This is a genomic window from Pseudomonas sp. B21-054, from assembly GCF_026016345.1.
Classification (GTDB): Bacteria; Pseudomonadota; Gammaproteobacteria; order Pseudomonadales; family Pseudomonadaceae; genus Aquipseudomonas.
In genome coordinates this window covers 6,229,312-6,250,850 of sequence record NZ_CP087204.1, presented here as the reverse complement: position 1 = coordinate 6,250,850, position 21,539 = coordinate 6,229,312, and the positions used below count along the sequence as shown (strand labels likewise).

19 protein-coding genes and 1 tRNA gene are annotated in these 21,539 nt (G+C 52.3%); 8 read left to right on the top strand and 12 right to left on the bottom strand.

Annotated elements, in window-relative coordinates; all coding sequences use genetic code 11:
* The first annotated feature begins 341 nt into the window (after positions 1–341).
* From LOY70_RS27235 to LOY70_RS27225, 3 genes are all read left to right on the top strand, one after another.
* Complete coding sequence (locus LOY70_RS27235; RefSeq protein WP_265031552.1) at positions 342–977, top strand: 3'-5' exonuclease; 636 nt, start codon at positions 342–344, stop codon at positions 975–977.
* A 239-nt stretch (positions 978–1,216) separates the two neighbouring features.
* The gene (locus LOY70_RS27230; protein WP_265031550.1) at positions 1,217–2,524 is read left to right on the top strand and encodes a nucleotide-binding domain-containing protein; all 1,308 of its coding nucleotides are present in this window, start codon (positions 1,217–1,219) and stop codon (positions 2,522–2,524) included.
* Positions 2,521–3,132: an SLATT domain-containing protein gene (locus LOY70_RS27225; protein WP_265031549.1), complete on the top strand. Its 612-nt coding sequence runs from the start codon at positions 2,521–2,523 to the stop codon at positions 3,130–3,132. The genes LOY70_RS27230 and LOY70_RS27225 overlap by 4 nt, the downstream gene beginning before the upstream one ends.
* Positions 3,133–3,206: 74 nt before the next feature.
* Here LOY70_RS27225 and LOY70_RS27220 read toward each other — a convergent pair whose 3' ends face one another.
* The 6 genes from LOY70_RS27220 to LOY70_RS27195 all read right to left on the bottom strand — a co-directional run bounded on the left by LOY70_RS27220 (position 3,207) and on the right by LOY70_RS27195 (position 10,189).
* Positions 3,207–3,914: a DUF6977 family protein gene (locus tag LOY70_RS27220; RefSeq protein WP_265031547.1), complete on the bottom strand. Its 708-nt coding sequence runs from the start codon at positions 3,912–3,914 to the stop codon at positions 3,207–3,209.
* A gap of 17 nt (positions 3,915–3,931) precedes the next feature.
* Positions 3,932–4,570 (bottom strand): DUF4433 domain-containing protein, encoded by a 639-nt coding sequence (locus tag LOY70_RS27215; protein WP_265031545.1) that lies wholly within the window; start codon positions 4,568–4,570, stop codon positions 3,932–3,934.
* A gap of 209 nt (positions 4,571–4,779) precedes the next feature.
* Positions 4,780–6,981: a S8 family peptidase gene (locus tag LOY70_RS27210; RefSeq protein ID WP_265031544.1), complete on the bottom strand. Its 2,202-nt coding sequence runs from the start codon at positions 6,979–6,981 to the stop codon at positions 4,780–4,782.
* The gene (locus LOY70_RS27205) at positions 6,978–8,057 is read right to left on the bottom strand and encodes an AAA family ATPase (RefSeq protein ID WP_265031542.1); all 1,080 of its coding nucleotides are present in this window, start codon (positions 8,055–8,057) and stop codon (positions 6,978–6,980) included. The genes LOY70_RS27210 and LOY70_RS27205 overlap by 4 nt, the downstream gene beginning before the upstream one ends.
* 455 nt (positions 8,058–8,512) lie before the next feature.
* On the bottom strand, positions 8,513–9,499 hold the full coding sequence (locus LOY70_RS27200; protein WP_265031540.1) for a hypothetical protein: 987 nt from the start codon (positions 9,497–9,499) through the stop codon (positions 8,513–8,515).
* A gap of 132 nt (positions 9,500–9,631) precedes the next feature.
* Positions 9,632–10,189 carry a plasmid mobilization relaxosome protein MobC gene (locus LOY70_RS27195; RefSeq protein ID WP_003177672.1) on the bottom strand — a complete coding sequence of 186 codons (558 nt, stop codon included), beginning with the start codon at positions 10,187–10,189 and terminating at the stop codon, positions 9,632–9,634.
* A gap of 448 nt (positions 10,190–10,637) precedes the next feature.
* Between LOY70_RS27195 and virB5 the strand changes: the two genes are divergently transcribed.
* From virB5 to LOY70_RS27170, 5 genes are all read left to right on the top strand, one after another.
* Positions 10,638–11,369, top strand: a complete 732-nt coding sequence (gene virB5 / locus LOY70_RS27190) for a P-type DNA transfer protein VirB5 (protein ID WP_265031537.1) — start codon at positions 10,638–10,640, stop codon at positions 11,367–11,369.
* A gap of 12 nt (positions 11,370–11,381) precedes the next feature.
* Positions 11,382–11,867 (top strand): hypothetical protein, encoded by a 486-nt coding sequence (locus LOY70_RS27185; RefSeq protein WP_265031535.1) that lies wholly within the window; start codon positions 11,382–11,384, stop codon positions 11,865–11,867.
* Positions 11,864–12,124, top strand: a complete 261-nt coding sequence (locus LOY70_RS27180) for an EexN family lipoprotein (protein WP_265031533.1) — start codon at positions 11,864–11,866, stop codon at positions 12,122–12,124. Before LOY70_RS27185 ends, LOY70_RS27180 begins: the two co-directional genes overlap by 4 nt.
* 2 nt (positions 12,125–12,126) lie before the next feature.
* Positions 12,127–13,212 (top strand): type IV secretion system protein, encoded by a 1,086-nt coding sequence (locus tag LOY70_RS27175; RefSeq protein ID WP_265031531.1) that lies wholly within the window; start codon positions 12,127–12,129, stop codon positions 13,210–13,212.
* A 302-nt stretch (positions 13,213–13,514) separates the two neighbouring features.
* Complete coding sequence (locus LOY70_RS27170) at positions 13,515–13,781, top strand: antitoxin VbhA family protein (RefSeq protein WP_265031529.1); 267 nt, start codon at positions 13,515–13,517, stop codon at positions 13,779–13,781.
* 181 nt (positions 13,782–13,962) lie between these two features.
* On the opposite strand, the gene LOY70_RS27165 is transcribed toward LOY70_RS27170, so the two are convergent.
* From LOY70_RS27165 to LOY70_RS27140, 6 genes are all read right to left on the bottom strand, one after another.
* Complete coding sequence (locus LOY70_RS27165; protein ID WP_265031527.1) at positions 13,963–14,724, bottom strand: helix-turn-helix domain-containing protein; 762 nt, start codon at positions 14,722–14,724, stop codon at positions 13,963–13,965.
* Positions 14,725–14,726: 2 nt separating this feature from the next.
* A complete protein-coding gene (locus LOY70_RS27160) occupies positions 14,727–14,957 on the bottom strand; it encodes a hypothetical protein (protein WP_033045894.1) in 231 nt (76 codons plus the stop codon).
* Positions 14,958–15,400: 443 nt separating this feature from the next.
* Positions 15,401–15,811, bottom strand: coding sequence for a hypothetical protein (locus LOY70_RS27155; protein ID WP_265031524.1), 411 nt, complete (start codon positions 15,809–15,811; stop codon positions 15,401–15,403).
* A gap of 611 nt (positions 15,812–16,422) precedes the next feature.
* Positions 16,423–17,478: a tyrosine-type recombinase/integrase gene (locus LOY70_RS27150; RefSeq protein WP_003177678.1), complete on the bottom strand. Its 1,056-nt coding sequence runs from the start codon at positions 17,476–17,478 to the stop codon at positions 16,423–16,425.
* A gap of 126 nt (positions 17,479–17,604) precedes the next feature.
* Positions 17,605–17,681 (bottom strand) — tRNA-Ile (locus LOY70_RS27145).
* 15 nt (positions 17,682–17,696) lie between these two features.
* Positions 17,697–21,440 (bottom strand): bifunctional diguanylate cyclase/phosphodiesterase, encoded by a 3,744-nt coding sequence (locus LOY70_RS27140; protein ID WP_265031520.1) that lies wholly within the window; start codon positions 21,438–21,440, stop codon positions 17,697–17,699.
* Positions 21,441–21,539 lie beyond the last annotated feature (99 nt).

Genomic DNA, 21,539 nt, shown 5'->3' with positions numbered 1-21,539 from the left:
TGGAGGCCTCGTCGTTACTGGTGTTGAGTGTAATTTTGAGAAGGTTGCTCAAGCTGGGCACTGTACCGCAAAGGTACTGTTTTTGCAGCTTGGCACATTTGTAAGCAAGGATCGGCTCCAAGGCAAACTCGCAGGTGGTGATGCTCACTAGATCTGGCGAACTATGTAATGGTCCCTTCTTTCTCGAAGAGGCTAAACGGATGGTTGGCGATGAGGTCTTACTAAGAAGGTTGGCAAATGAGTAATTTTTCTCTGCCATTCAGCAAGCCCTACGCATCACGCCCCGTCTTGTCACCCTCTACGCCAATGGAGTGTTGAAGATCCCGATTCTAGGAACGCAGATGAAAACTCAACCCAATACCAAACAATTGCAGGCGTTCGAGACATTTATAAGTGCTTTCGATTTTATGCTATGCGTCGACCTTGAAGCGACATGCGACGAGCTCATGGAGTCCGAGACTCCTCGAGCACTGATCGTAAGGCCGGATGAGATGGAAACTATCGAGATAGGGCTAGCCGTGGTGGATCTGCGAACACTAGAAACAGTTGAAATGTTTCAGCGCTATGTCCGTCCGGTCCTTCATCCTGCTTTGACAAAGTTCTGTACCCGCCTGACCTCAATTAAGCAAGCTGATGTGGATGCCGCCCAAGCATTCTCGGAGGTCGCCATGGAGGTCACTGCGCTCCTACAAAAATATCCCAGTGCATTGTGGGGTTCTTGGGGACATTACGATGCTGACCAGCTTGCGGCTGATGTCCTGAGAGCCAATTGCAGGCCGATACTGCCTGGAATTGCGTACTTGGATCTGGAGCGGCGCTATTGCGAAATATTCGCATGTTCATCATTAGGGTTGAGGCCCGCAGTCGAAGCGCTTGGCCTAGCTTGGAGCGGCCGCTACCACCGAGGCATCGATGATGCTAGGAATCTCGCCAATATGGTTACGCTGCTGTTGGAAAAGGCTCGACGCATCTCGTAGCTGCTTGTTCCCGGTACCTATCGAAAGAGTGCTCCGATCCTAGCCGGTACCCGTCCTATCGACGGGCAATTATGAGCTCTCACTCATTTTTTGCCGGGGACTATGGATAGTAGGTTTTCGCCGGCTCTTACCCGCGTGGCCCACTAAAATGTTAGGCGATGGACCTTTATGATAGCCGTCGGCTACTATGCTCGTACTCCAATAGAGCGTGATTGGGGACTTGACCAGTAGGGATGCCGATGTCAGTAGCTGTTATTTTCAAGGATTTTGTATCCAATCTGCGCATCACCAACCACGTAACGATTGAAGATCGTTACGCTGGTATCACCCGCTCGCTGAATAAATATTTTCGGACGTTGGATTCCGCCGCCAATAACCTCCAGGTAGGTTCGTATGGCCGGTGGACAGCCATCAAAGGCGTTTCCGACCTCGATATGTTGTACATCATGCCCGACAGTGATTGGGATAGGTACAACAAGGAGGGGGGGCAATCGAAGCTGCTTTCAGATACCAGGGCTGCAATCCAGGAACGGTACTCCACGACCACGATTACGGTTGACCGTCTGGTGGTGTGCGTCAAGTTCCAGAATTTCAACGTCGAGGTTCAGCCCGTATTCAAGCAAGACGACGGCAGCTTCAAATATCCTGATACGTACAACGGCGGATCGTGGAAGATCACTAAGCCCAAAGATGAAATCAAGGCTACTAGCGACGTCGATGCTGACCAAAATGGAAACCTGCGTCGCCTCTGCAAAATGCTTCGGGCGTGGAAGAACAAGCATGGCATCGGGATTGGGGGTCTCCTGATCGACACGCTGGCACATAACTTCCTCACGCAGACGGACGATTATGCTGACAAAAGTTTCGCCTCATACGACTGCATGGTCAGAGATTTCTTTTACTACGCATCAAACCTTCCACAACAGGAACGTTACGCGGCGCTGGGCAGTCGCCAGCATGTCAAAGTGAAACAGAAATTTCAAAAGCCGGCCAAGCGTGCGTATGAGCTTTCCCTGAAGGCCATTGAAGCTGCGGGTAAGGAAAATGAGGGAGATCGGTGGAAGAAAGTATTTGGTCGCGACTTTCCGACCACACGTACAGCCGCACGTGCCGCTATGGAGTCAATGGCCAAGTCCCTTTATACCTTCAGGGACACAGAGGAATTCATTGAGGATCTCGCCCCAATCGATGTCCGCTACCCCTTGGTACTCGACTGTGATGTGGAGCAAAAAGGTTTTCGAGAACGTTTGCTGAGTGAATTGATTTCACTAGGATTGCCCCTTCAGGCGCGCAAGACTCTAAAATTCAAGATTGCTCTAAATGACGTTCCAGAGCCGTACACCGTAAAATGGAAGGTTCTCAATATCGGGCAAGAAGCTGAGAAGCGAGATTGTATCCGCGGCTACATAACCGCCGACCAGGGCCATGAGACAATCCAGGAGTCCACGAGCTTTAAAGGCGACCACTCGGTTGAGTGCTATATCCTCAAGGATGGTGTTGTCGTGGCTCGCAGCGAAATAACTGTACCTATCAGTGAAAACATATGAGCCAAGCGTCGTTACTCAAAAGTATCGCAGAGACGGGCTACAACGTTGGCTTTGGTGGACGCAAGCACTGGGCTACGTATGACATCGTAGACAAGATCCCAGGATTGATTGGGTTTATTGGTACGGCCGTAGGTATTTTTTCTCTGGTATACGAGTCATTGTCCGCCAAAAATGTTTCTGCGTTTATGGCCGTTTTTGGCGTTATCGGTATTTATATCTCGGTTTACGATTCGAAAAAATCGGACTACGAGAAGTCTGCCGTGGAGATAACCAAGATTTTCAATGGGCTGCGTGACCTGTACCGCGAGGTTGAAGTGTTGGCGGCAAATGCAGACTTTTCCATCTATTGGGCACGACTGGCTACATTTGAATCTCAATATTATGGTGCTTCCATCAGCAAGCAAATTCTATTCAGCGACTGGTACGCGCACTACAAATTCTTCTGGCAGTATCAAATTGACTGGGTAGCAGCGCAGAAGAGCTTTAGCTTTTGGAGAGACAAGGTGCCGCTTACGGCATGGCTGGCTATGGCCGCAATTTTCGTGTTGATCGTCACCTGTTTCGCTTTACACATAGACTCAGTTAAGAGTTGTTTCGGTATTGTCTGACCCGTGCCGGGGTTTGCAAGGATAGCGACATTAGCGGTTTCCTATGACGGCGGGTCTGACAGTGCCTTTACAGCCTACCTCAGAAAGTCGCCTTGAATGGTGTCGTCGCGATGCGTATTGCTGACCTTTGCGCTTTCTACGATTTCCAGAAACGCATCTTTCGAGCTGGCTGCCTGTTCAAGTAGGCCGCGCTGCTCGAGCGCTATGAACAGTGCAACAGAGTACGCTTGGCAATTTATCGAGCGCTCAGGATTAAACTCAATATCTGTAAACGCTGAATATAACGTTAGCTGAGTTGCGATCAATGGATGCTTTTTGAGCGCGTTGATGTATAGCCAATCATAAAATGCGGTTCTTGGCTCGAGTGGCCATTCAATGCCGAAAAACTGAAATGCTGTAAGCCTTCCCGACGATTTTAGTCTCTCATCTTTCTTGGCTTCCCGGGAGGTTAGGGAAAAAATATCGCGATAGGGTCCGCCATGCTCAAAAACCTTGCTGCCCTGAAATGCACATTCAACACTAAACGTCAGATTGTTTTTGAGCGTGGTAATTGTGAGGTTGAAAGCACTGAGAGCGATCCCAAGGTCGAGCTTCGATTTGCTGGACACCTCAAGGACGTCGGTGAGTGAGGGGATCTGATCCTTTGCTGCTTGATGCAGCGACTCAACAGATTTCTGTTTTTGAGAAACTGATAGTCCTGGAAACCATTTGAATTCGACATGCCTAGTATCTACTAGCGTAGATCCTGTAATGTTCGGGATGAAAATCGGTCTAGATGCCATAAAAATCCTATTTTTCCTCAGCCCCATGTCCGAGCATATTTACGGCTTGCGAACATGCCTTTGTGGTTCGAATGCACATACGGCTTTCGGTCGCCTAGAAAATGTGCATAGACATCACGGACAAGGGCCTTCTCGTAAATAACTCCGATAATGTACTGCGGCTCGATTACATCGAAAACCAAAACCTCCGCTTGAACGTCGGTAGGATCTGATATTTTCAATCGTTGATCAGCCCGCGGCAAGCATCCGTCGATTTCCTCGAACATACCCAAGAGCGATTCGGGCGTCATTAATTCGGGGAGCGGGCAGCAACTGATTCGGCCATCAGCGGCATTGTGCTTGCAGAATGCGCAGTCTTTAACCCATAAAATGCTGGGGTGTAGGACCAGAATAACCCAATCGACGAGGGGCTCGGCCATTCTGTACTTGTACAGCATCTGGCTATTTGGAAATCCGATAGAGACCGAGTTGCTATCTTTATGACCGTCAAGGCGCAGTTGATCGTTGATCTGGGGAGCTAAGCCGATTTCGTGTGCCCTTCCTATTGGGTACAGCCCATATTGAAGGATTGTAGGAAGGTTTGATGCTCGTGTGAAATGGAGTAGGTAAGGGAGACTGCGAGCGTTGGAGTGAGCTTGAATCGTCTGCCTTAGCATAAATTTACCCTCGAAGGCTATTTGATATTGCCTGTATACCGAGGCTATTCCAATTCAGAGCAGACGTCCATGGCGTTGAACTGCCATGAAAGAGGCCCGTGGCCAAAGCCAGGAAGCAAATGATTATGAATTGAAAATTACTAGTCTTCGTTAACTCGGCTGCCAGAGCAACCCGCTGGGCTGCTCATGGTTTATAGAGCGCAGTTAGACTAGGATTTAATCTCGACTCTAGTCCTTACATTGATAGCCTGTAATGTTTGGTTTTCTTGCAGTATCTTGTTGTAAATGCTGTTGTCACCTTCCGCTCGTATTGTAAGGATTAATGTGTAGCGAATTGCAGGTAGATTTTCGCTAATGATTCCGCCTTGCTCGCGGGCATGATATTTAACATCAAAAACTGGGGATTGAAGAGTCGATCGTTTAAAGCGTTGATGCCTAGATAGTGTGGTTTCCCATTTGTGAGCATCCTCTCTCAATTCGTATTCGCTGGGGTATAGTTTTCCTAACGAAAAAAATGGTTTGGTGTCTGCATTGGCTCCTTCCATCGCAAACCGATCTTCATTTGCTCGAAACGAAATTTCAAGACCGGATCTGGTGTAATGCAATGGATGTTCAGGATCGACGATGGCACTTATACAAAATGTAGCGCTTAAATGTACCCACGTTGAGTCAATTGATGCCGGGAGGGGTACTGGGATTCGGAGATGCTTTGAGTTCTCAAGCTCGCCTTGGAATACGATAGTCGCCTCATCATCAAGGCATGTAATTACCGACTCAGGCGAGGTAGGGAATCTGCCCCAGCCTACATTTTTCAGATCATGCTCATCTGGTTTAGCAGCGTGCACCATCAGCGCTTTAACTGTATTTGTGGATAGATTGAAGTCTGTAATGGCGTCAATGCCTGCAGCCACACGTAATGCGTATGGGGCAGCATAGCTTGTGCCCATAGTATCTACGAAAGAATGGATCCTCGGTGAGTAGACTCTGAACAGGTTGTGAGGCGCGCCACCGAATATCACTCCATCAGGTTTTACCACTCCTGGACTACGGCCTGGCCCTACGCAGCTGTAAGGCGCTCTTGCCCACAATCCTTGGAGTTCCCCATCACTCGCCCCAACCGAAAGGCTGTTGACCATATCACTAGGTGGTTGTACGCGACCATAATCTCCTGGTAGGTCACCGTCGTTTCCTACTGCGACGACTGCGAGACAGTCACCATCCTGAAGAAGCGCATCGATAACCGATGTCCACACATGAACCTCGTCATCGTCAATCGCAATATTAGGGCCAAGGCTCAAATTTATATATTTATAGGCTTTGAGCTTCAGGGTATCTTCAATGCGAGTGAGTACATCAAATAGGTCAGGGTCGTTGTCACCCTGGGAAATAACTCTGACTATGTCGACGGTAGTGTACGGCGATCCCAATGTACAGTCTGAACCCAACGCTGGTCCGAATAAGTATGTTGAGCAAACTTCGCTGCCGTGAGCAAGATACTCTGGATGTGAACCTTCCATTCCTGCTGGAATGATCTCGGTTACCCAGTTTGATATATGATTTCCGTCTCCTAAACCTCCATCGAAAATGCAAACCTTGAAATCACGATTCAAGATGTCTGGATTCCAGTTAGGAAGAAGAACTGGGTTGCTCACAGGGCTGCGTAGAGTTTCAGGTTTGTTCATTCTCAGCTTTGGAATGCTTCTGAGCACTCTAAGTTGAGAGAATTTTGCAAGTGTATGCTCCTTGCCACGTGCAATACTTACAGGCAAAAATGTCAAACCGCCTACGACTTTGGCTTTTTCTCGTCTTACTGACCCACCGTTGAGAGAAGCATAATTATCGAAAGCACGAACGACATACTCGTCATCAGCGGATGCGTGTATCACCACTTCAAGGTTCAAACTGTCGCCAGAGGTATCGATGCTTTTTATCTTTTCGGCGGCATCAAAATACTCAACACTTTCAAGAGTTCTTATAATGTCTTCGGATGCTCTTGTTAACGAGTTCGAGGTGAGGTCAGTTAACAGTTTTCTGTATTGACTTTTTTTACCGGATACAAAAACGCAGCTAGCCAATCCAGCTTCCGGGTGTTTTTTTACACCCCATTTTTCAGGTTTTACGGTTACCGCACGGGAGCCAATATCCTCCATTCCGTAGGCAGAGAATAGTTTTCTCGGATAGTAAGATTTTGCTAGATATGAAGGGTGCTGAATGAATTTTATAACTACCTTGCCGCCAGCGCACTCTGCATCTGGTTTGCTTTCAATTTCCGATATTATTTCTTCAAGTTGAGAGCTAATGCGCTTTATCGCGTCGGGTATTGAGTAGGGATGTTTTTTATCGCCACCTCCACCACTAATATCTACCTTTGTAGTAAGCGTTTCGCCATATCCGACTATAAAATTGTTCATTGGGTTTCCTTACATTCGACGTGTTGGTCCATAATTTTTTTTACGGTTGGTCTGCTTATTTCAAGTGCGATAGATATGGCTCTCTGAGACATTCCTTCTGCGGCTAGTCTAATAACATCTTTCTTTTTTAGTTCGACTTTGTTTCCTGGTTTGCTCTCGATGGTTCCAGTAATGCAGGTGATAAAGTTACTGTCATTTAATATGCTTTTCTTTTTGGCTTTCCTGAGGCTTCGATCAATATCGCTGTATGAAATTTCGCCAAAAAATGTTGAAAGATTATCTGCGTATTTAGTTAGCTCAGGCCAGTAGCTAATGATGTAAGCTTTGCGCATTTGCTCGCTTGGTAGATCAAATGATATTTCAAGGTCGAACCGACGCCAGATGGCAGGATCCAAGAGGTCGCCATGATTTGTTGCGGCTATTAGTATCGACGATTCAGGCCAGTCATCAATTGCCTGTAACAGTACAGTGACCAATCGTTTAAGTTCTCCAAGCTCCCTATCATCATCTCGCCGCTTAGCTACTGCATCGAATTCATCAAGAAGCAATACGCAGGGAAATGAAGACGCATGATCAATCACTGCCTTGATATTATTTCCTGTTTTGCCTAGAAAGCTGCTCATGACAGTTGCTAGGTCGAGCGTTAAAAACGGGAGGCCTAGCCTTGATGCAAGCCACCGTGCTGTCATCGTCTTGCCGACTCCAGGTGGCCCTTGGAATAATAGTGATTTAGCAGGAGCCAAACCTTCGGCTAATAGCTTTGATGCCGATTTTCGCTCAAGAACGACTTGGTCTAGAAGTGCCAGGATGTCTTCGGAGTAAATGGGGGCGTCATCCATGACTACCGGATTTTCGACCCTGACTAAATTTAGTCGACTGTCTGAATCCACTGGGATAGGTTTCGCTGGCTGAGCTGATCTCAGACCGTTTGCCGATAGTCGTGACAGGATTTTTTCAGACAACTCTGGATCCTGGCGTCCGGTTTTGACCGCCATTTTGTGAAGATGCATGCGCAGAGTGCGCGGATCTCCGCCTAGCGCTAGGTCTATGAGGCTTAAAATTGCTTTGCTGTCCATGTGTGCTCCGGAAGCGCACGGCTCTGACCTATAGATGAGATGCCGTAAAATTTACCATTTCTCGGTCTGAGCTTACCATAAGTGGTAAATTTTCTAGGTGTTTTTGGTTTTTGTTTACCATTTCAAGAGTGCGCTTCGGTTCCGGATTGGCTTGAGGACCGACCAGCAGTGGTCGAACCGAAAAGGGAGAGGGCTTCGTTTATCTAGGGTCAACGAAAAGAACTGGGGGCACACGTCCGGGGCAGACATGCGGCGCATTCCTAGAGACCGCGAAGCTCAAGATCGACAGCAGGGGGTTGGGGGCGGCGCAGAATTCTGATCAGCGAACTCGATGGCATCGAGTTAGGTCAGTGGGCGATAGGCAATTTTCCGGGTGCTCAAGCGAGTTAATGCTGGTGGTCGTTCTGTCAGCATTAAGCAATTTGAGAGAAATCTTCAGTGTTGACTAAACGGCTTCAGAGCTCCACTGGCTCTCCCAATAACACTTCTTCGCCTGCGAGGCTAAGAGAGAAGTTGTGTCGATGGTTCACTGGCACTTGCCTGGAATAGAGATGCCAGTATTCAGTAGGCGTCGCCGCCTGGATATAGTAAGTAACAGACTCAATTTTGTAATTGGCAGAAAGTCGTCTTAGACCCTCTCTTAGTCTTCCGTACTCCAGAGTTTTGCTTTTTTCCTGGCTTTTAGTTCCGAAATAATGAATGAGTCCGTGCTCTAGCAGTATGCCTTCCTCCATCTTTTGTACTTCATCTATTGCAGAGTTGCTAACTGCGAAGCTAATTAGATATGGGTTTGACTGTGTAACTGAAGTCGCTTTAAATAGGTTGTAATAGACAAAAATGTCTCTTTCATCGGTGGGCGTGTCATATAGCGAATCACTGTAGCCTCGGTGGTCTCGCTTCAACGGGCGGGTTGCGGGGTCATCGGTGGAGCCAACGTATAATATTTCGGTATCGATTCCAATATTGATATTCTCCCCCATTAAAAACTCGTGCACCGATACTCCTACAGGCTTACTCTGATCGCTGCCCCAAATTGAAATGAATCGTCCATTATCAACGATAATGGGCAGTCGTCTGCCGCTAAGAGATGGCGATGCCAGGAAGCGCAGTTTTCTAACTGTTCGCTTCTTGCCTATTTCTAGATAAATTATTATCTCTCGCTTTGTTAGACTGTATTTCGGGGACTTTCTAGTGCTAAATCGAACTTTTTGTCTGGCGGCTATGAAATACACAAAACGTTTGTCATTGCTCTCTTTTACTGCGTCGCGATAGTCCTTCAGGTATTCAGCGGCTACTTTCTGAAAGTCGATTCCTGGGGGCGAATTGATCATGAGATCGAACCAAAAGACCGTATAGTCGGCTAGTTCGACGTACCAGTTTTTTTCAGAGTCTTTGTAGGCTGGGGTGTCTTTAATGAAGCTGAAAAAACCACGTGATTTCATAGCGCCATCCATTGGATATTGAACTGATCATCGGTGCAGCATGAGCGCGCTCTCATTGCGAGGCATACGTGGCCTGACTCGATGGGTGAAGATGGCTTGTGTGTGGTAAGCAGTACTCCATCGGAGAAATTATCACTCGACATTCCATCGCTCTAGGCTTGCCCTTATAGCTCTGTTGACGATGTCTGTATGGTTATCAACGATGCGGGTTAGCGCTTCGATCCGCTCGACAGTTACCGGCTCGTATGCACCTTCGTTCAGGCGACGAGAGATCTGGTTCAGATTGCGGCCAAGGGCCAAAAGCTGATAGTTCGACTCACCCAGTGCGTCGATCTCACTCATTCCAAATTGCGGCTCATGAGTCAGTCCAGCTCGGATGGCATCGACAATCCACCGGCGCATTGAACACCTTTCCATCTGCGCCCGTTCTTTTATTGCCGCTTTTTCAGAAGCCGTCAGTAGGACTTCAAATCGTTGTTTAGGCTCGGCGGCAGGTGCTTCGTGGATCTGATGGTAAATCTTCGGCTGCGGATTTGCGGCCGCCTTCGCCAGCTGCTGCTCGATAGCCTCTTTGATTGCCGCGCCGGGCTTCTTACCGAGAGCCTTGCAGTAATCGCCCCATGGCTCTTTGAGCGCCCCCAAGTAAACGTCCAGGTACTGAGCCGACTTCGGCATCTTCGCTTTCTCCATATGTGACTAGCGCCTCAATGAATAAAGCCCCGGCAGGGCGATCAGAAACTACCGGGGTAGTTTACCGGCGGTTAGCCTATCCTGCACTAGTCTTCATACCTTTGCATTTCTTCGTCATGACGAAATTTGCGATCAGGGAGTGCGCTCATTAAAACTGCGAGCAAATTGCTGGTTGAACATTTTTGCATCATCGACATCTTCTAGCCAAAATGGGAAAATGTCGCACGCCAGAATGAATAGTTTTGGTCTTCTAACGAACGTTGCTCTACCCCAAGAACGCCTCGCGCGTACCGGGTGCCGGCCTGAGAAGAAGGGCCTGACCGCCAAGAACAGAATGGCCGCCTAGTCGCCCCAAGAACGCTCAGCGTGCCGGGCGCGGTTCCTAAACAGACCGACAGATCGGAACAGTACGATCCTGCGTTCGCCCCCAACCTTTGGAGTGGCGAATATGAAAAATCCCCTACCTTCTTGGTTCTTGGCTGTAGGCATTGCAATGCCTTCAGCAGCCTTCGCGCAAATACCTGTAACAGTAACTACCCAGGCAAGTGACTCGCCGATGACCATGGCCGAGTTCTCGGCCAACACTGCGCGCTGGGCGCAGCAAGTCGAGCAGATGACGTCGCAGATTGACCAGATGAAGCAGCAGTACCAGTCGATCACCGGATCGCGTGGAATGGGCAGCATCATGGACAACCCGGCTCTGCGTGATTACCTGCCGCGAGACTGGCAACAGGTCTACGACTCCGTGAGGGACGGTGGCTATGCCGGCCTGAGTGGTCGCGGTAAACAGGTCTATGCCGCCAACAAGACATTTGATAGCTGCAACTTCATCAACTCCCGCGACGCGCAACGGGCGTGTGAAGCGCGGGCGGTCAAACCATCGCAAGACAAAGCGGTTGCCCTTGATGCCTACGACGCGGCTAAAAGCCGGCTTTCGCAAATAGATGGGCTCATGTCGCGTATCAATACGACGCAAGATCCGAAGGCCATTGCGGAATTACAAGGCCGGATTGCGATTGAACAGGCGAAAATCCAGAACGAGCAAACCAAGCTTCAGATGTTTCAGATGGTGGCGCAGGCAGAGGACCGTTTGCAGCAACAACGGCAGCGGGAGCTCAACGCCCAGGCCAATGCCCGACGCGGTTGGATACAACCGAACGCATCGAACAATTTGAACTGAGGGGGACGCGTCATGATTTCATTCATTCAGCTTCCTATTCTGGCAGTCTGTTTTTTCCTCTTGCTAGCCATGCGCCGTTTCTGGATCTGCATCGACAAGATGGGCTTCCTTCGGGAGGTGGGCCGTCGCGCACCTGCGTTGGTTCACACCGACATCCTCGTTGCATCGCTCGCATTTTTGCCCTTCGTAATTGCAGCGGTCGATTGGTTCGGGATTCCACTGCCGTACCAGGAAGGATCGGTTTCACCGGTGCTAGCTGCCTTTCTTTCAGTTGGGTGTTTAGGTGGTGCGGTGCTGTCATTACACGATTCCGGAAATCGCTTCGCTGGACATTGGGCTGGCACTCGGGAAAGCGCCCTGCGCACTGTCGCGACGCTCCGCATCATCGATGCTGCTGAGCTTGCTTACGCTTTGGATTTCGCGCAGCAACATGAGGCTCGTCATGGGTCGAGTCGAGGTGTTGTGATCGATGTAGAAAAGCAGGAGGTGCGGAAATGAGAGTTTCTTTCCTAACTCTGGTGATCGCTTGGGGGCTGGCTGGATGTGGCGAAAACACTCCCGTGCAAACTGTCGATTGGTACAAACAGCACGACTCGGAAAGAAAAGCGATGGTCGCCAAATGTAAAACCAGCCCTGGTGAGCTGGCCGCCTCGCCGAACTGCATTAATGCGCAGCAGGCCGACAACGAAAAAGCCAATGCCCGACGCGGGTGGGTCACTCCAGGTGCAGTCGATCTCGACAAGAAGGGAGAGTGAACATGGACGATCCGATGATTTTTCAGTTTATCGGGGCTTTTCTCGATACTGCATTGAATGCATTCGTGAGCCAAACCGCCGGCAATGTCATTACGATGTTTACGCTGTTCGCGCTTGGGGGCACCACGCTTTACCTGACTGTCATGGGTTACATGATCGGCTGGGGGTATATCGAAGCGCCGATGTCCACCTTTCTGAAAACCTGCGCCAAGCTCATTTTGATCGCAGCATTTGCGCTGAATGCTGACATGTATATGGAATGGATTGTCGGGGGCATTCGGTCCTTGGAGGTGGGCTTCACTTCGGCCTTTGCCGGCACGGGTTCCTCTGGCGGGGAGGCCACTTCCGTGTATCAAGTAGTAGATCACGCCTTAGGTCGAGGATGGGGAGTCGCTGGTGACCTTTGGGAGCGGGCGGCCAATCGTGACTGGTCGGAAATCGGCATGGCATTTGGTGAGTATTTCAATGCCGGCATCATTGCGGTGGCAACCGGCTTGCTGGGTATCCCGGCTGGCGGAATGATCGTTGTTGCTAAGGCGGGGTTAACGATCATGCTCGGTATAGGCCCTTTCTTTCTCATCGCTTTGATGTGGCCCGCCACTGCTCGTTTCTTCGATAGCTGGTTTGGCCAGGTTATGACCTATGTATTGCGTATCGCCCTCATGGCGGCTGTTGTAGGGCTGGCATTCAAAGGGTTCGATGCGCTGATAAACAGCGTTGACCTGGATAGCGAGCAAAATCCACTGTTCACGTCTCTGGTTCTGATCACCTTCACCATTGTCATGTTCTGGCTGCTGGGTGAGGCGAACTCAGTTGCAGGGCAGCTTGCCGGTGGAGTCAGCAGTGCGGCAGTCACACTGCGCGCGATGGCTCAGGGCGCGGCCTCGCCTATTCGAGCTGCTGCTCGGTTGATGAATGCTCCGAGTACGCGGCGTGATATGGAGTCCGGCATGATGGTGACAGCTGGACGTACAAATCATTTGGTGGCGGGTAATACCCTCTGGAATCCAGCTTACCGGCAACACGTAATGCAAAACTTAGGCAAGAATTGGGGACATGCGAAAGGTGGAAGGATTGGACAAGGCTAATCGTCCTCCATCGACTTCCTCTGGCTGCATGTGTGTTTGCCCTGCGCGCCCTGGCGAGCTTACCCAAAGGGGCTCTGCCCCTCTGGACTTCCTGCCCCTCGCCGGGTGGCAGGGCTGCGGGGATAACGCCTCCCGCAACCCAGCCAATAGGGTCATCGTGAGAAGCGCGTCAAGGGTTCGCTTCGCCGGCATCCTCACCCGGTCCCGCTTCGCGGGCTGCGGCTTGTGGTGCCGCCCTTGACCCACTGAGTCCGCGCTGAATTTGTCTTGTTATTAATCTGTCGGTGTTTCGGAGTGATCAAATGAAGCTACGCAATACCATTACCGACGAAGAGCGGAAGCGCAGGCAGGAAGCGGTCGATTATGCTCGAGCATCGACCGAGCTTTCGGGTTATAGCCTAAGCACTGAAGATGAAGCTCGCGCTCAGGCTTTTGTAAACGGCGATCTGAATCTGAGTGATTTTGTACGCTCTACAGCGCCGTCTGAGCTGGAAGATGTGTCAAGGGCATCACCGGAGGCCGCAGCGGAGCGGAGCCCTTCAGGGCGAGCACCGAACGGGCGAGGATGATGGGCGCAGCCTTTACCCTTGATACAGCTGCAAGCGTCCAAGCCTAGCGCCAGGGGTAGGAACCAGGCGAAGCCGCAGGACCTGCCCCTGCCGCCAGTCCGGCAAGGATAGGACGCGGGGTGCAACCGAAGGGGTTGCCCAAGCGGAGCGCGGAGAGGCCTAGAGCTCTTAAAAAACGTCATCATGGCGTTCGCTGTGGTCGTAACTGGGCGAGGAATCTGTTCCCCACTCCTCGATCCACTTTCACGTCGCTTGCGGGCGGCTTGTTTGGTGAGGGAAGGCTCGCCTGAGGGCTTCTGTTTTTTGCTATCTCCAAACCAAGGTTCGGTTTGAATTGCCCGGCCCGATATTTCATCGCTACCCCAGAGAGCCAGTATTCAGGTCCCTTTTTGATGAAACCTGCGGCCATAGCCCCGGCCAGTTCATCCAGAAGCGTCTGGGCGGCATCGGTGGGGATTCCTTGCAGGATCCTGCCAACTGAATCCTTGGAATGCTTCGTCAACCCTGGTGGATAAACCAGATGCCTGGGTGACGTGTCCGAAGGTAGTGGTGGCTTTGATTTGGTTTTATTTGGTAGTTCAAGGCCTGACATCTGCGTGGCGTCGGGCGGTGACACCCGGCTGACATTCCCCCCTGTCAGTTGAATGTCATGGGGGGGTGACATAGCTGTGACATCCCGCTCAACGTTAATAGTGTAGAAGTTACTGGTTTGTGAGCCGTCAGTTCTAAACCGTGGGGTAGAGGAAACAAGTCCGGCTTCACAGAGCTTCTTCAAGATCCTTTGTACTGTTCTGGCCGAAACGCCGCATTTAGCAGCTAACAGTTTTACGCTGGCAAAACAGGGCTCCTGTTCGTTTTCGCATTTGGCGATATAAACGAGAATGAGCTTGTCTTGCGCAGGTAGCTGCTGGTTATAAACCCAGTCTATAGTCCTGTAGCTCATGTTCAGGCCTGAAGAGCTGGGGTATCAAGAGACAGTGCCTGGTTGACTTGCAGAGTGCGGAAGTAGACTCGACGCCCAACGCGAACAACCGCAGGCTTCAGCTTTCTGGAGAGCTCTGAGTCGCTGTACATCGCTACTCTGAATCCGTCTGCAGAACGGTCCAACAAGTTTGCGACTTGAGCCATGCTCATCAACGGGCCAAACCGGTCCAAAAGGTATTGTTCGGAAGTCATATATTTCTCCGTAGTTACGTTGGCTTACGTATCATTTGTAATGTTCGGAGAAAGCTATCAATTAAATTTGGTGACAGTAAAGATAGGGGTTTGCTGGGAAGTTGTCGCCAACAGTAGTGTGGCTGTGTTGAAAAACAAATTGGTAACAACTAAAAAACACAGGAAAACTAAAGAAAACAAAATATAACAGAAGGAAAACAATAGAAGGCAGCAGCCGGATAGCTGCTACATTCTTTTTAAGGTCGGGAACTCAGCTGGTAATTGCACTCCACCTGACCACACATTTGCATTCGACTTGACCAGTCGTTTGCATCGGGTTTGACCAGCACACTGGGTGGCCCTGACTGGCTGAAGTCGACCCAAAGCCGACACCAGTTGCTGGAAGCAGTCGGCGCAAAGCGGCTTCAGATCAACAATGGGATCTCAGCTGCTGTGATTCACACCTACAAGCCGCATAGAATTTCGCGTCTCATCTGGAGAGCAATTGCTGCGAAGCCCTTTCCAGTGCCACGCTTGCGGGGCGCATAGTCTTGATTAGCAGAAACATCCTCCCATTGAATCACCGACTCCACGTACCTATGAGTGCTATCGGTTTCAATTTCAAACTCTATGAACCGCTCTGTTTGAGTGAGCAAAAGACCATAAAGGCTTGGCATTCCGGGAAAGTCGACTTCAAGGTCGAGTACGACGGTTTCTGACCATCTAATGCCTTTCGACTCGCCATGGTTTTTTAAGGCGAGGGGAATCCCTCCTGCCAACCAAGCTTTAGCGGTTACCATGAGTCTGTGGGCCACAAGAGCATTTTGCTCTTGCACGTTCAGTTGCCGCTTTTTTAACAGACGGTCAATGTCCACTTCAATCTCCTCAAAAATCGTCGCTTCCAGAATGACGATGACCTATCAAACGCGCAACGACTCAGGCGATTCCCATCTCCACGCTGCTACCCGGTCCGCACGGGGCGTAGCGACGTTCCGATGTCTTTAACGAGAGACGCCTTTCGACCCAAAGCTGACGGTGGCGGCAGGTAGAAATCGGCCCTGAGCAGACATTCAAGAGGCGACGTCAGTGGGACTGCTACTAAGCACCTCATAGGTCAACCCAGCCTCAAAATATGACGCTCTCCACTCAAGGAATCCTACTTCTGGCTCGCACAACAAGAGAACGGTACATCCAGCCTCCCCCATTGAAACCCTTTCCACCACGGCGATATCTCCAGGAGCCGCCTCCCGAGAGTTCATCCAGTCGCTGAGTACCACCGCTGCCCGGTCAATAGTGATCAGTTTTATGATACTGCCCTTGGAAAGTGTCATACCGTCTTGCCTAAACTTGTGAACGTATCTGGTTTGTAAACCTATTTGGAGATTTAAGGAAGGTCTGCTCCTGGCCGTTTTTTGCCGGTCAAGGCCACCCAGTGCGCTGGTCAAATCCGATGCAAATGGGTGGTCAAGTCCATGCAATTACGCACTCAGCCAAACTGATCGAGCTTGCGCACCAGATCCTCGGCACGTAAATGCGTATAGCGCTTGAGCATCTGCATCGATTTATGACCGCTGATCGCGGAAACCTCCTGATCAGAAAGTCCTCCCTCGACAAGCCTGCTGACAGCCTCGTGTCGAAGATCATGGAAGCGGAAATCGGGTACGTTAGCCTTTTTCTTGATCGTGCCCCAGATTTTCGTGAACGCATAAGGGCGACGCTTTTGGTCCTTTCCTGGTTCGCCGAAGAAGACCAAATCACAATCGATAGGACGTACCGGATTCGCCAGGGCGGTACGAAATACCTCGGTAGCTAATTTGCTCAGAGGGACGGTACGAGCGCTATCGTTTTTCGTGTCTGAGAGCCGCACTATCCGTTTTTGGATATCAATCTGTGAGCGACGTAGGCTCGCGATCTCAGAAGCGCGCATGCCCGTTGCCAAGGCGATCTGGACAATCCACCCCAGCATGGGGTTGCTGTGCTTGTTCACTGCTGCTAATAGGCGTTTTTCCTCATCAGCCATGAGGCGTCTATTTCGACCTTCGCCTGGGCTCGGCTTACGAATATTGAGCACTGGGTTAAAGGTCAATCCGAGCCCCCACTCTTGAATCGCAACAGTGAACAGATGGCTAAGCAAAGCCAGCTCCAGCCGCACCGTATTGTTACTCGTGGGATTGCCGCGGTTGGTGAGTGAGCCCAGTCGGGTGTCGCGATAATTGGCGATCACTTCGGACGATAACGCTGCGAGGGAATACTTGCCCAGATGCTGTATCAACTGCTGCGCCTTGGTGGCCTCTGCTCGCTGTGTAGTCGGCTTCTTGGTAGGGCTCACTTCGCGGAGATAGCGCTGGAGCGCCTTTTCGAGCGTAAGTCGCTCGGATCCGCTGCGCTGGATGTACACGCCGCGCACCATTTCGTCTTCGGTGCGTCGTGACCAGTCTTCGGCGTCGCGTTTGGTGCGGAAAGTTTTGGCGTTGGTCGGCCATCCGGTTTTGCGGATTACGGCCTTCCAAGTGCCAGCAGGGGTTTTGACGATTGTGGCCATATGAAGGACTCCAAAGGCGTGCAAGCGAAGCCGCACTGTACCTAATTTGTACCTTTGGACCATAGGACTGTATCCGCGATGGTTCCGCCAGAAACACGAAAGCCGCGCAATGCGCGGCTTTGGAGTTGGTGGGCCCACACGGACTTGAACCGTGGACCAAAGGATTATGAGTCCTCTGCTCTAACCAACTGAGCTATAGGCCCTCAGTAGGCCGCGGATTATAGCGACGGTTTCTCGGCTGTGCTATCCGAAAAATCCGATACGGTCATGCGCAGAAACGTGGCGGCAAACTCATCCGCGCCCAAGGGCAGGCTGACGATGTAGCCCTGGATCTGTTCACAACCCTCTTCGGCCAGGAATTGTTGCTGGGCCAGGGTTTCGACACCCTCGGCGATAATGGTGAATTGCATGCTGCGGCCTAGGGCGATGATTGCCCGTACGATGGCCGCATCGTGGGGGTCATCGGGTAGGCCGCGGACGAAAGACTGGTCGATCTTGAGGATGTCCAGCGGCAGGCGCTTGAGGTAGCTCAGGGATGAGTAACCGGTACCGAAGTCATCGATGGCCAGTTGTACGCCGAGTTTTTTCAGCTGGTGCAGTACTGTCAGGGCTTCTTCGGCCTGGCTCATGATGAAGTTTTCGGTAATTTCCAGTTGCAGTAAGCCGGGCTTGAGACGGTGTTCGCGCAGCAGTTGTTCGATACGCCCCAGCAGGTTGGGTTGGCGCAATTGCGCGCCGGCGAGGTTGACCGACAGCGGGCCGAGACTGTGATAGGTGTCGTTCCATTCGCACAGTTGTCGGCAGGCGCGCTCCAGTACCCAGTCGCCGATTTGCAGGATCATGCCGTTTTCCTCCGCCAGCGGGATGAAGTGTTCCGGCGGCACATCGCCAAACGTTGGGTGAGTCCAGCGAATCAGCGCCTCGGCACCTACCAGCCGGTTGTCAGCGAGGCTGATCTTGGGTTGGAAGGACAGTGACAACTCGTTGCGTTCAATCGCCCGCCGCAATTCGTGTTCCAGGGCCACTCGCTCGCTGGCCTGGGCGGTGAGGTCGCGGGTGTAGCTTTCCACCCGGTTGCGCCCCTTGGCCTTGGAGCGGTACATCGCCGCGTCGGCGTTCTTGACCAGCGTGGCGACGTCGCAACCATCCTGTGGGTAGAGGCTGGTGCCGATGCTGGCGCTGATGAAGAACTCGTGCTCGCCGGCCTGGAATGGCGCGGCAAAGCCGTTCAGTAGCTTCTGGGCAATGTGCTCGGCGTCGCTGGGTTGCTGCAGGCCCGGCAGCAGGATGATGAACTCGTCGCCCCCCAGGCGCGCCACGGTGTCGATGTCGCGCAACTGCTCGCGCAGCCGCACGGCGATGCCTTTGAGCAGCAGGTCGCCGACCGGATGTCCGAGACTGTCATTGATGTGCTTGAAACGGTCCAGGTCCAGGAACAGCACCGCGCCCTGGCCGCCATTTTCCTGCTGGCTGTTCAGGGCTGTCAGCAAGCGGCTTTCGAACAGCGTGCGATTTGGCAGGCCGGTCAGTGGGTCGTGGTGAGCCTGGTAGTCGAGCCGGGCCTGGGCGTGTTTGAGGCTTGAGATGTCGGCGAATACCGCGACGAAATGGGTGATCTGTTCGTCCCGATTGCGCACCGCGCTGATGGTCAGCCAACTGGGGTACAGCTCGCCGTTCTTGCGCCGATTGGAGATCTCTCCCTGCCAATGCCCCTCTGCTGTCAGTTGGTGCCACATCGCGGCGTAAAACGCGCTGTCGTGAAGACCGGAAGCCAGCAATCGAGGCGTATGGCCCAAAGCTTCGGTTTCGCTGTAGCCGGTGATTTCAGTGAAGGCACGGTTCACGGCACTGATGTGCTGCTGCGTATCGGTGATCAGCACACCTTCGGCGGTGCTTTCGAACACGGTGGCGGCCTGTTGCAGTTTTTCCTGCATCAGATGGCGTTCAGTGATGTCCCGGGCGATGGTCAGCATGCAGTCTTCGTTGCCGATGGGCAGCGGCCGGCTGGACACTTCACAGAGCCGTATCTGCCCGTCGTTACGGCGGATATGGCAGCTGAAATCCCGGACAAATCCATCCCGTTTCAGCAGATCGAGCATCTGTTTGCGCTCGTTGAGATTGACCCATATGCCCAAGTCCAGGGTCGAGCGGTCTACCGACAGGGCACTGTTGAAACCCGTAATGCGACTGAAACCTTCGTTGACCTCAATCAGCAGGCCGTCGCTTTGCCGGGACAGCAGCAAACCGTCGGGCGAGGCGTGGAAAGCCTTGGCGAACTTCTCTTCGGACGTCTGCAATTGCTGCTGGGTTTCCTTGAGCTGGCTGATGTCGCGCACCACCACGACCAGGGCTGGCGTTGTGTCGAGGTCGAAAGGTTCGGCGGAGATCAGCCCGGTGAACACTTGGCCGTTGCTGCGGCGGAAGGGCATTTCCAGATTGCGAATGCTGCCGGCCTGCAAACGCTGCAGCAGGCTCGGACCAACGCCCTGGATGCCCCAGATGTTCAGTTCGGTTGCGCTGTGACCCACCACATCTGCAGCGCTCAGGCCGATTTGCTCTTCGAAGGCCTTGTTGACCTCCAGCAGGCAGCCGTCCATCAGGCGCGCGATCACCAGGATGTCCGGGCATTGGCGGAACACCGAGGCAAACTTCTGCTCCGAGAGGCGCAATGCCTCTTCGGTGCGCTTGGCTTCGCTGATGTCGATCATCAGCCCGCGCATCACCGGTTCGTGGCCGTGCTCGATCAGGCTGACGATGTCGCGTACCCAGAGGCAACGGCCATCGGCGGTGATCACGCGGTAATCGATGCAGTGGTCGCGGCCCGCCAGCACTTCATGATCGCAATAGGTCTGGGCGCGGATCAGGTCGGCGGGGTGGATGATGTTTCGCCAGAAGCCTGGGATCAACCAGTGGGAGAGGGGATAGCCCAACAGATCTTCCGCATGGGGCGAGACATAGCTGTAGGTGAAATCGCTGACTCGTGCTTCCCAGGCAATCGCCGACAGACTCTCCACCAGCCCGCGGTAATGGTATTCACTGCTGCGCAGTTCCTGTTCCAGCTCGACCCTGCGGGCGATCTCTGAGCTGAGCCGGCGGTTGATGCGGATGACCACGGCGAGTATGCCGGTAAAGAGCAGCAGCGCAGGCAGCCCGTAAAGCAGCAGGTCGGACCAGAGCTGGCGGTAATCGTGCACGTTGCCAACCCACTTTTGCTGGATCTCGCCGATTTCGGCAGGGTTCATGTCCGCCAGCACCTTGTCCAGGATGCTCACCAATATCTTGTTGTCTCGAGGAACGGCCATTGCCAGTTGATAGCGATAGGGTGTTTCTCCACTGACATAAAGCCCTTCGAGCTTGAGTTGGCGCAGGTTCCAGACACTGGACGCCAGGTCGCCCACCACCGCATCCACTTCATCGGTTGCCAGCGCTTGCAAGGCCGAACTGACGTTGGGCAAGGCCACCAGGTTCAAGTCGGGATGATGGTTGCGCAGCAGTTCGTGGGGGGCATAGTTCTCCACCACGGCGATTTTCAGTCCGTACAACTCTGTGAGATTGTGAGGCTGGGCGCCGCCACGATGGGCCAGGATGACGATCGGGAAGTCGAGGTAAGGTCGGGTAAATGCCAGGTAATTCTGGCGTTCGGGAGTGGACATGATGCCTGGCAACAGGTCGATCTTGCCCTGTGCGACCTGTTCCAGCACGGCGGTCCAACTGGCTGGCTCGATGGGAGTAAGCCTGACGGCCAACCGCTCACGGATGATGTCGACGTAATCGGCGGCCAGGCCTTGATAGCGGCCTTGGTCGTCGCGAAATTCAAACGGCGGCCATGAAGCATCGACACCCAGGCGCAGGTCGGGGTGGTCCTTGAGCCAACGGAGCTCTTCGTCGGTAAGCGTCAACGCGCCAGCTGTTGCGGTCCAGGTGATCAAGGACAGCAAAAGCGCGGCCGTCAGTCTGGGCATCAGTGTCTCGTCATGGCTTGGAAAGGATGTTTCGAGTGTAGACGGGCAATAGGGTGGGGGACACAGCTGGGGGGATTTATCTGCACATAACAAAACCCC